The organism is Streptomyces apricus (genome assembly GCF_008369065.1).
Classification (GTDB): domain Bacteria; phylum Actinomycetota; class Actinomycetes; order Streptomycetales; family Streptomycetaceae; genus Streptomyces; species Streptomyces apricus.
Map to the genome: position 1 here is coordinate 1 of NZ_VDFC01000229.1, position 1,135 is coordinate 1,135.

At 71.0% G+C, this 1,135-nt stretch carries 1 protein-coding gene; it reads left to right on the forward strand.

The features are described 5' to 3' along the window. Nucleotides 1-987 (forward strand): substrate-binding domain-containing protein (locus tag FGF04_RS39370; protein ID WP_149516188.1); only part of this gene is annotated, 987 nt, incomplete at its 5' end. Nucleotides 988-1,135: the final 148 nt, after the last annotated feature.

Consider the following 1,135-nt stretch of genomic DNA (forward strand, 5'->3'; position numbering starts at 1 on the left):
CCCGTCAGATCCGCGCGCGTCACGGCCCTCGCCGCCTGCGCCGCCGTCTCCCTGCTCGCGGCGGGCTGCACGAGCTCCGACGACACCGGCGCGGACGCCACCACGGCGGGCAAGGCGGGCGGTGCGGGGATCAAGGTCGCCCTGATCACCCACAGCGCGCCCGACGACGCGTTCTGGGAGCGCGTGCGCAAGGGCGCCGAGGCGGCGGCCGGCAAGGACGGCATCGAACTGTCCTACAAGAGCGACCCCGACGCCGCGGGCCAGGCGAAGCTGGTGCGCGAGGCGGTCGCCGACAAGGTCGACGGCATCGCGCTGACCCTGGCCAAGCCGGAGGCGATGAAGGGCGCGGTCGCCGCGGCCAGGGCGGCGGGCATCCCGGTGGTCGGCCTCAACTCCGGTATCGACGCCTGGAAGCCGACCGGCCTGCTGCAGTACTTCGGCCAGGACGAGAGCGTCGCGGGCCGGGCCGTCGGCGACAAACTGGACGCGCTGCGCTCCAAGCACGCCCTGTGCGTCATCCACGAGCGGGGCAACGTGGCCGTGGAGGCCCGCTGCGCCGGGGTGAAGAAGACCTTCGGCGGCCGGACCGACCTGCTCTACGTCGACGGCACCGACTCGGAGGCCCTGACCGACTCCGTGGCCGCCGCGCTGCGCCAGGACCCGACCATCGACGAAGTGGTGATGAACGGTGCCCAGTTCGCCCTGGAGGCCGTCGAGTCGGTGAAGGACGCGGGCAGCAAGGCCGAGATCGCCACGTTCGACCTCAACGACGACATCGTCAAGGCCGTCCAGCGCGGGGACGTGCAGTTCGCCGTCGACCAGCAGCCCTACCTCCAGGGGTACCTGGCCGTGGACGCGTTCTGGCTGTACGAGACCAACGGCAACGTCAGCGGCGGCGGGGAGGAACCCGTGCTCACCGGACCGGCGTTCGTCACCAAGGACAACGTCGCCTCGATCGCGAAGTACGCGGCCGGCGGGACCCGCTGAGGTGCCGCGCGGGACCGCTCCGGTGGTGGTCGTCTTATAACGGCGACGACAAGGTTTGGGGTACTCACGGTGCGTACGGTCACTTGTACGGATAGCATCCTGCGCACCGCTGTGTGTAACAGACACCCGGTCACCCGCCGTTCTCCCC